This is a genomic window from Ralstonia sp. RL (assembly GCF_001683835.1).
GTDB lineage: Bacteria > Pseudomonadota > Gammaproteobacteria > Burkholderiales > Burkholderiaceae > Ralstonia > Ralstonia mannitolilytica.
The window spans coordinates 1-8,698 of the sequence record NZ_LWRX01000011.1; the positions used below are offsets into that span (position 1 = coordinate 1).

5 protein-coding genes are annotated in these 8,698 nt (G+C 65.7%); 3 read left to right on the forward strand and 2 right to left on the reverse strand.

The genetic code is table 11. The annotated features are described in order from the left end of the window. The coding region (gene putA / locus A6M56_RS02170) for a bifunctional proline dehydrogenase/L-glutamate gamma-semialdehyde dehydrogenase PutA (RefSeq protein ID WP_286757698.1) at positions 1-1,764 on the reverse strand (1,764 nt) is incomplete at its 3' end. A 139-nt stretch (positions 1,765-1,903) separates the two neighbouring features. Between putA and A6M56_RS02175 the strand changes: the two genes are divergently transcribed. Beyond that, complete coding sequence (locus A6M56_RS02175; RefSeq protein WP_040038917.1) at positions 1,904-2,362, forward strand: Lrp/AsnC ligand binding domain-containing protein; 459 nt, start codon at positions 1,904-1,906, stop codon at positions 2,360-2,362. Between the two features lie 81 nt (positions 2,363-2,443). On the opposite strand, the gene A6M56_RS02180 is transcribed toward A6M56_RS02175, so the two are convergent. Further along, on the reverse strand, positions 2,444-3,514 hold the full coding sequence (locus A6M56_RS02180; protein WP_286757700.1) for an ABC transporter substrate-binding protein: 1,071 nt from the start codon (positions 3,512-3,514) through the stop codon (positions 2,444-2,446). A gap of 566 nt (positions 3,515-4,080) precedes the next feature. Between A6M56_RS02180 and A6M56_RS02185 the strand changes: the two genes are divergently transcribed. Together A6M56_RS02185 and A6M56_RS02190 are read left to right on the forward strand one after the other, a co-directional pair. Next, positions 4,081-6,552 carry a sensor domain-containing protein gene (locus tag A6M56_RS02185; protein ID WP_286757701.1) on the forward strand — a complete coding sequence of 824 codons (2,472 nt, stop codon included), beginning with the start codon at positions 4,081-4,083 and terminating at the stop codon, positions 6,550-6,552. A 60-nt stretch (positions 6,553-6,612) separates the two neighbouring features. Continuing rightward, positions 6,613-8,698 (forward strand): putative bifunctional diguanylate cyclase/phosphodiesterase (locus A6M56_RS02190; RefSeq protein WP_286757702.1); only part of this gene is annotated, 2,086 nt, incomplete at its 3' end.

Sequence of the window (8,698 nt, forward strand, 5' to 3'; positions counted from 1 at the left end):
CACCGGCTGCGGCGCGCCGTCGGCCGTGCCTTCGGCCAGCAGGGGCGCGGCCTGCCATTGATGCGCGGCGAAGCGCTGGAACACGGCGTCGAGGTCGCGCAGCGTGTTTTCGTTGCTCAGGTCCACGCCCGCCGAATTGTCGCGCTCGCCGCCGAACAGCTTGACCGGCAGCGCGATGTTCGGATGCGGCTCGCCGCCGAGCTTTTGCGCGGTCGCCAGCGGGTCGGCGATCAGGCTTTCGACCGGGATGTTCTCGTCGACGATCTGGTTGACGAAGGACGAGTTCGCGCCGTTTTCCAGCAGACGCCGCACGAGATAGGCCAACAGCGTCTCGTGCGAGCCGACCGGCGCGTAGATGCGGCAGGCCTTGCCGAGGTTTTCCTCGCCCACCACCTGGTCGTACAGCGTTTCTCCCATGCCGTGCAGGCACTGGAATTCATAGTCCTTCACGCCCTGTTCCTGCGCCCACACGTAGATCGACGACAGCGTGTGCGCGTTGTGGGTGGCGAACTGCGGATAGATCACGTCGGCGTTGGCCAGCAGCTTCTGCGCGCACACGAGATACGACACGTCGGTGTACACCTTGCGCGTGTAGACCGGATAGCCCGGCATGCCGTCCACCTGCGCGCGCTTGATCTCGGCATCCCAGTAGGCGCCCTTCACCAGGCGCACCATGAACCTGCGCTTGCTGCGGCGCGCCAGGTCGGCCAGGTAGTCGATCACGAACGGGCAGCGCTTCTGATAGGCCTGCACCACGAAGCCGATGCCGTCGAAGCCGGCCAGGTCCGGATCGAACGCGAGCGCCTCCATCAGGTCGAGCGACAGTTCCAGGCGGTCGGCCTCTTCGGCGTCGATGTTCAGGCCGATGTTGTACTGCTTGGCCAGCAGCAGCAGCTTCTTCAGGCTCGGCAGCAGTTCGTTCATGGTGCGCGCGCGCTGCGCGCGCGAATAGCGCGGATGCAGGGCGGAGAGCTTGACCGAGATGCCGGGGCCGTCCTTGATGCCGCGCCCGTTGGAGGCGCGGCCGATCGCATGGATCGCCTCTTCATAGGCGCGATAGTATTTCGCCGCGTCTTGCGCGGTCAGCGCCGCCTCGCCCAGCATGTCGTACGAATAGCGGTAGCCGCGCGCCTCGTTGTCGCGGCTGTTGGCCAGCGCTTCCTCGATGGTCTGGCCCGTGACGAACTGGTTGCCCAGCATGCGCATGGCCAGATCCACCCCTTTTCGGATCAGCGGCTCGCCGCCCTTGGCGATCAGGCGGGTCAGCGCCGAGCCGAGCCCCTGCTCGCTGCTGGTGCCGACCAGTTTGCCGGTGATGAGCAGGCCCCAGGTCGCGGCGTTGACGAACAGCGAAGGCGATTCGCCCAGGTGGCGCTTCCAGTCGCCCTTGCTGATCTTGTCGGCGATCAGGCGGTCGGCGGTCTGGTGGTCGGGAATGCGCAACAGCGCCTCGGCCAGGCACATCAGCGCCACGCCTTCTTCCGACGACAGCGAGAATTCATGCATCAGCGCGTCGACGCCGGACGCGCGCGTGCGCTTGGCGCGCACGGTCTGCACCAGGTCGGCAGCCAGCGCCTGGATGCGGCTGTGCGCGATGGCGTTGTCGCGCGCCTGCGACAACAGCCACTGCACCGCTTCGCGTTCGTCGCGCCGGTAGGCGGCCGTGATCGCGGCGCGCAGCGGCGTGGCATTTTGCAGCACTTCGTCGTGCAAAGCGGCAAATGGAACGATGGAAGAGGTAACTTCACGGGAAGCAATCAACATGGGAAATCCGTCATCAAAAAATGATGATTCGATTGTAGTGAGGAATCGTATGGATTAATTCTGGTAATCGGAGTGCGTATCGAAATTTTGTATTTTGTGGGACAATCTTGCCGAACAAAATTTTTACGATGGGCGCACTATGCTCGACAAGATCAGCAAGAAAATCCTTTCTGAACTGCAGAACGACGGCCGCATCAGCAATGTGGAGCTGGCCTCGCGCGTGAACCTGTCGCCGGCGGCCTGCCTGGAGCGCGTGCGCAAGCTGCAGGAAGCGGGCTACATCCTCGGCTATACCGCGCAGCTCAATCCGCAATTGCTCGACGTGTCGCTCTTGGTGTTCATCGAGGTGGTGCTGGACCGCACCACGCCGGAGGTGTTCGAGGCGTTCAAGCGCAGCGTGCAGGTGATCCCGGAGGTGCAGGAATGCCACATGGTGGCCGGCGGCTTCGACTACCTGGTGAAGGCGCGCGTGAAGGACATGAATGCGTACCGCGAATTCCTCGGCAAGTCGCTGCTGCAATTGAAGGGCGTGCGCGAGACGCACACCTATGCGGTGATGGAGGAGGTCAAGAACACGACCAAGCTGCCGATCAGGTAGCCGCACCGCCGATCCGACACGACGGGCCCGACACAAAAAAACCGGCGCAACGCCGGTTTTTTTGTGGGCCGCCGCCAAGCGTCAGTCGTCCACGCGCACCTGCAGGAAGCCGTCCTTGCCCGGGAACCTGGTGCCGACCAGCGTGGACGGCAGCGTCACGCCGAGCGCATGCGCGCGCTCCGGATCGAGCAGCACGGTCGGTTTTTCCTGCCGCAGGATCGGCAGCACATCCGGCTTGACGCGCCGCTTGAGGATCTTGACCGCCTGGGTGCCGGCCAGGCTGCCGACGGCGCGGAAGTCGGCGCCGACATAGAGCACCGCGCCCGGCACGCGCACCATCGCAAACGAGACGATCGGAAGCTTGTGCTCGGCGCCGAAATCGCTCAGGTCGGTGGCCGGCTCGTAGCGGCGCAGGCCGTAGTAGGTATCGAGCGGGACGGCGAACATCTGCGCGCCGTCGCGGTGCAGCTCCTTGAGCGAGGGCACGATGTTGTCGTGCTTGTTCACCTCGCGCGACGACACCGCGATCTTCAACTCCCCGGCGGTCTTCTTGGCGGCCTTGACGTGCGCCACGCCATTCTCGTCGTCGGTGTGCACCATGCCGATGCGCTGCACGGCGGGGAAGATCTGCTGCACGATCCGCAGCGACTCGGACATGTCGGTGTACAGCGTCGAGCCGGTCACGCCCGGGCCGCCGTCGATCAGCGAGGTGCAGTCGGCGTCGAGCGGGTTGGCCACCGCGGTGAACACGACCGGGATGCGGGCGTCTTCCAGGATGGCGCGCGCGTACTTGGTGGCCGGCGTGCCGATGGTCAGCACCAGGTCCGGCTTGCTCTCGGCGATGCGGTGCGCTTCCTGGCGCACGCGGAACAGCACGCCGACCTTGTCCCAGAAGCCGCCCTTCTCGATGTCGAAGTCGATCTTGGTGCGGTGGATTTCCAGGTTCTTCCCCTGTTCGATGTCGTTGTCCCCCAGCGTCGACAAAAAGCCGTCCAGCGATTGCTGATACGGCTCGATGTCGGTGACCTGCAGCACCTCGATGCGGAAGGTGCGCGGCGGATCCATGCGGGAGGGCGGCAGCGCCTCCAGCGCGCGAACCGGCAGGGTGCACATCATGAGTGCCAAGGGAATCAGTTTGATCAGTCGTTTCATGGTTATCTCGCGGGATGTCCGATGGGTCCGAGGGGCCGATGCTTGCCCGGACCGGATGCCCGCTGCCGGTTGCAACGGAACAGCGGGCGGATGGTTGTTGATGAATTGATAATTTAAACGGAGCACTTGCCTTCTTGTAGGCACAATTGATGACATTCAGAGCCAATTTTTTGAATCGCGAATCCGCGCGGCCGCTTTCATTTCTGGCAGGCACATCAACCAGTTTCCATGTGGTTTTAAAGTTTCTGCATCGATACAGATGCATGCCGGAGAATGAAGCCAGGATCGCGATGCGCGGCACCCGTGACGGCAGGCAACACCGGCCAGGAGCGGACACGGCGCCTTAGCCCGTTCGGCACGGCGTTTCCCATCGTTTCCCATGACGGGCGCAGCCGGCTGCCCGCATCGCAGCAAACGAATTTCCCCTGCTGAACCTAGCCGTTATTGACCGGTCGAAAAACACACGGGTTTTTCGCGGCGCTAGCGACACTGCCGGCAGACACGGTCTTGCCGTTCATTACCGTTGCAAGCCGGGCCCGCCGCCTGCCCGCGCGTGGAGGTGGGGCGTGCACCAAGACATCGAAACCTACAAGATCATCGCGGAACACGCGGTCGATCCGATTTTCTTTGCGGACAATCAGGGCCGCGTACTCTATGCCAATCCCGCCGCCGAGCGGGTGTTCGGCTATAGCGCGCCGGAATTCCAGGGGCAGTACCTGCACGACATGGTGCACCACCACTATCCGGACGGCTCGCCCTATCCGCGCGCGCAATGTCCGGCGCACCAGGGGTATGTGGCCGGCGTCGCGCTCGAAGACATGCGCGCCACCTATTTCCGCAAGGACGGCTCGGCGGTCGACGTGTCGGTCAGCCACACGCCGGTGCGGTTCGACGAACAGTGCATCGGCCAGCTGACCTTCGTACGCGACGTCAGCCGGCGCGCGGAAGCGGACAAGGTGCTGGCCGAAAGCGAGCTGCGCCTGCGCACCATCATCGATTCGATCCCGCAGCCGGTCTGGGTGCTCACGCCGGAAGGGCGCATCAGCTATGTCAATGCGCGTTTTCGGCAGGTCACCGGCCTGCATCTCCAATCCGGCGACGACTATATCGCGCCGGTGCATCCGGACGACATGGAACGGACCCGCGCCGCCTGCGAAGAATCCTTGCGCAGCGGCACCGAGTACCGCATCGAGCACCGCGCGCGCTGCGCCGACGGCAGCTATCGCTGGTTCCTCACGCATGGCATGCCATGCCGGGATGGCGACGGCCGCATCCTCGCCTGGTATGGCGCGTCCACCGACATCGACGACTTGCGCCGCACCACCGACGCGCTGCGCCGCAGCCAGGAAACCCTGCGGCTGGCGACGCAGGCCGCGCGCCTGGGCCTGTGGGAATTCCGCGTCGACAGCGGCGCGCTGGTATGGGACGAGGCCAACCGGCGCATGTACGGCCTGCCGCTCGACGGCGAAATCACCTACGAGATGTACATCGATACCGTCCATCCCGACGAGCGCCCGACGATCGACCGGGTGGCGCGCAGGATGATGCAGCCGGGCGGCCCGGACCACTTCGACACCGTCTACCGCATCTACCGGCACTGCGACGGCGCGCTGCGCTGGCTGCGCGTAAACGGCCAGATCCTGCCCGGGCCGGACGGCACCTCGGCCGGCTATGTCGGCACCACGCTCGACATCACCGACAGCAAGCTGGCCGAGCAGCGCATCCGCGAGGCGTCGCAGCGCGATGCGCTCACCGGCCTGCCCAACCGCGCGCTGCTGTTCGAATACGTCGACCATCTGCTGGCGGTCGCGCAGCGCACCAGGCGCAACGGCGCGCTGCTGTTCATCGACCTCGACCGCTTCAAGCCGATCAACGACACGCACGGGCACGACGTCGGCGACCAGGTGCTCAAGCAGGTGGCCAGGCGCCTTTTGGAATGCACGCGCCACGAGGACATCGTCGGCCGCCTGGGCGGCGACGAGTTCGTGGTGGTGCTGCCGCATCCGGACGCCGCGCACGATGTGGCCACCGTCGCCCATCACATCGTCGAGCGCGTCAGCGAGCCGTACTACGTGGGCGAGCTGCAGCTGCACCTGTCGCCGTCGATCGGCATCAGCCTCTATCCGCGCCACGGCGACGACGTCGACGCGCTCATCAAGTGCGCCGACAGCGCGATGTACATCGCCAAGAAATCCGGGCGCAAGTGCTACAAGTTCTATGCGCCCTCGCCCGAGCACGGCGCCGACCGCCAGCTGTCGATCGAACTGCAGCTGCGGCGCGCGCTGGAGCACGGCGATCTCGCGCTGCACTACCAGCCGGTGCTGGACCTGCGCAGCGGCCAGGTGGCCGCAGTGGAGGCATTGCTGCGCCTGCCCACCGCGCACGGCGAACCGCTGGCGCCTTCGCAGTTCCTGCCGGTGGCGGAAAGCGCCGGGCTGGTCAACCTGCTCGGCGAATGGGTGGCGCGCGAAGTATGCCGGCAGCACCAGCGCTGGCGCGCGCGCGGCCTGCCGGCGATGAACATGGCGATCAACGTCGCCCCGCAGCAGCTGCGGCAGCGCTCCTTCGTCGCCAGCCTGGGCGACAACATGCGCCTGCGCGGCATGGAACCGTCCTGCCTGCAGATCGAACTCAAGGAAAGCACCGTGCTGGAAGACCTGCCCGACACCATCGGCGCGCTGCAGGAAATCCGCGCGCTCGGCATGCGCATCGCGCTGGACGACTTCGGCGTCGGCTATTCCAGCATCGGCCTGTTGAGCAGCCTGCCGCTGGACATGCTGAAGATCGACCGTTCATTCATCGACGGCATCGGGCGCGACACGCGGAGCCGCACCATCATCGATTCCGTGCTGGCGCTGGGCCACTCGCTGCGCCTGCAGGTGGCCGGCGAAGGCATCGAGTCGGAAACGGTCGCCGACTACCTGCGCAGCCGCGGCTGCGATCAGGCGCAAGGCTTCTATTTCAGCAAGCCGCTGTCGGCGGACGAGTACGAACACTGGTATCGGGAAAGCCGCATCCATCCGGCCGGTGTCCATTGAACGACGCAACGAGAATTCTGGGAGCGGGAAGCCGCATCGGCGCGCCCGCAGGAGGTCATCATGCTTGACACGCTTGGCAACTGGTTCGGCGGCGCGGGCTTCATGCCGCACGGTCACTGCTTTCTGTGGACGCCGTCCCTGCTGTGGGCCTATATCCTGGGCGACGGCGGCATCGGCCTGGCGTATTACTCGATCCCCGCCGCCCTCACCTACTTCGTGCGCAAGCGCGGCGATCTCCACTTCAACTGGGTCTTCAAGCTGTTCTCGGCGTTCATCTTCCTGTGCGGCACCACCCACCTGCTGTCGGTCTGGACCATCTGGCATCCGGACTACTGGATCGACGCCGGCGTGCGGCTGGCCACCGCGGCGATATCGGCGCTCACCGCCATCCTCCTGTGGCCGCTGATCCCGCAGGCGCTCAAGCTGCCCAGCACCGCGCAGCTGCAGGAAGCGATCCGCGAACTGCAGCACCAGGTGGCCGAGCGCCAAGCCGCCCAGGCCGAACTGGCGGCGCTCAATGCGACGCTGGAGCAGCGCGTCGACGCCCGCACGCGCGAGCTGCTGGAAGCCAACCACCGGCTGCAGGCCGAGATCGAATCGCGCAAGGCCATCGAGCGCGACCTGCATGCCGAGAAGGAGCGGGCGCAAGTGACGCTGAAGTCGATCGGCGACGGCGTGATCGCCACCGATACCGAACGCCGCGTCACCTACCTCAACCCGGTGGCGCAGCGCATGACCGGCTGGAGCAGCGAGGAGGCGGCCGGCCGCCACATCAACAAGGTGTTTTGCGTCCTCAACGAAAAGACCCGCGAACAAGCGCCCTGCCAGGTCGGCCTGGCGCTCACCCACCGCGAGGTGTGCAAGCTGTCGGCGGACACGCTCTTGATCAGCCGCCAGGGCGACGAGTATGCGGTGGAAAGCTCGGCCGCCCCGCTGCTCGACCGCGACGGCCAATTGCTCGGCGCCGTGCTGGTGTTCCACGACGTCAGCGCCGCGCGCCGCGCCGCCAACCAGATGACCTATCTGGCCAACCACGACGTGCTGACCGGCCTGCCCAATCGCGCGCTGCTCAACGACCGGCTCGACCGCGCGCTGGCGCGCGCCGGGCGCGAGCACAAGCGGCTGGCGCTTTTGTTCGTCGACATCGACCACTTCAAGCACGTCAACGATTCGCTCGGCCACGAAGTCGGCGACCAGCTGCTCAAGCAGATCGCGCGCCGCTTCAGCGACGCCACGCGCGAGAGCGACACCGTGTGCCGCCAGGGCGGCGACGAATTCATCATCCTGATGCCCGACATCAGCGACGACTTCGCCCCGGCCGAAGTCGCGCGCAAGCTGCTCGACACGCTGGCCGGCATCGAGCGCGTCGCCGGGCACGAGATCCACGTCGGCGGCTCGATCGGCATCGCGATCTACCCGCAGAACGGGCTGGACGCGGAGACCCTGACCAAGCATGCGGACCTGGCGATGTACCACGCCAAATCGTCGGGCCGCAACAACTTCCAGTTCTACACGCACGCGATGACGGAAGAGGTGGCGCGCCGCGTGCAGCTCGAAGGCGGATTGCGGCGCGCGCTCGAGCACAACGAATTCGTCGTGTACTACCAGCCCAAGGTCGACCTCGCCTCCGGCCAGATCATCGGCGCCGAGGCGCTGGTGCGCTGGCGCCATCCGCGCCTGGGCCTCTTGTCGCCCGGCCAGTTCATCGCGGTGGCCGAACAGAGCGGCATCATCCGCCAGATCGGCAGCTGGGTGCTGCGCGAAACCTGCCGCCAGAACCGCGAGTGGCAGATGGCGGGCCTGGGCATGATCCCGATCGCGATCAACCTGTCGCCGGTGCAGCTGCACCAGGAAGGCTTCCTCGACGAGGTGATCAGCACGCTCGGCGCACTCGACCTGCCGCACGACTGCCTCGAATTCGAGGTCACCGAAAGCATCGCCATCCACGGCGAGGAAAAGGCGATCGCCTGGCTCACGACATTGAAGGAGATGGGCGTGCGGCTGTCGATCGACGACTTCGGCACCGGCTACTCGTCGCTGTCCTACCTGAAGCGCCTGCCGATCGACACCATCAAGATCGACCAGAGCTTCGTGCGCGACATCACCACCGACCCCGACGACGCCGCCATCATCGAGGCCATCATCC

Coding starts and splice junctions, on each gene's coding strand:
- A6M56_RS02175 (WP_040038917.1), top strand. CDS start 1,904: ATGCTCGACAAGATCAGCAAGAAAATCCTTTCTGAACTGCAGAACGAC.
- A6M56_RS02180 (WP_286757700.1), bottom strand. CDS start 3,514: ATGAAACGACTGATCAAACTGATTCCCTTGGCACTCATGATGTGCACC.